Annotated in this window: 1 protein-coding gene; it reads left to right on the top strand. The window is 42.7% G+C overall.

What is annotated here, in order from left to right:
- Positions 1-16 precede the first annotated feature (16 nt).
- Positions 17-635 (top strand): Uma2 family endonuclease (locus P5674_RS25585; protein ID WP_315670462.1); only part of this gene is annotated, 619 nt, incomplete at its 3' end.

The raw sequence follows: 635 nt of genomic DNA, 5'->3' as shown, positions 1-635 counted from the left end.
TGCGGAGTTAGGAATTATGATAGCAGTTGACAGCCTGACCCATAAAACTGATGTTTTTTATCCCAGTAGGGACGGAGAACCCTTGGCAGAAACTTATGATCATGTTTACGTTCTAATGGCGACTATGCTAGTTCTGAAAGAATACCTAAAAGACCGAAAAGCGACGGTTTTGGCTGACCAATTTATGTATTATGCGGCGGGTTTCCCTAAGTTGCGGGTAGCCCCTGATGTGATGGTGATTTTTGATGTGGAACCAGGGGGAAGGGATAACTATAAAATTTGGGAAGAGGGACAAGTTCCGGCTGTGATTTTTGAGATGACTTCTCCGAGTACAAAAGAACAAGACCAAACGGTTAAGAAGAATCTCTATGAAAGTTTGGAGGTGAAAGAATACTGGTTATTTGACCCGAAAGGGCAGTGGATAACTGAACAATTGCGGGGTTATCGTTTAGTGGGAGATAGTTACCAATTAATTACGGATAACCGCAGTGAAACTCTGGGTTTACGTTTACAAGTCTCCGGTAAAATTATCGATTTTTACCGAGAAGATAACGGCCAAAAATTGCTAATTCCTGATGAGTTATACGCGGCTTTGCAAGAGGCTACTTTGGCGAGGATAGAAGCTGAACAACGGG

Origin of the sequence: Limnospira sp. PMC 289.06, from assembly GCF_032350395.1 — a bacterium.
Classification (GTDB): domain Bacteria; phylum Cyanobacteriota; class Cyanobacteriia; order Cyanobacteriales; family Microcoleaceae; genus Limnospira; species Limnospira platensis.
Note: the sequence above shows the minus strand (reverse complement) of the source record. Positions and strands in the feature narration are given on the sequence as shown.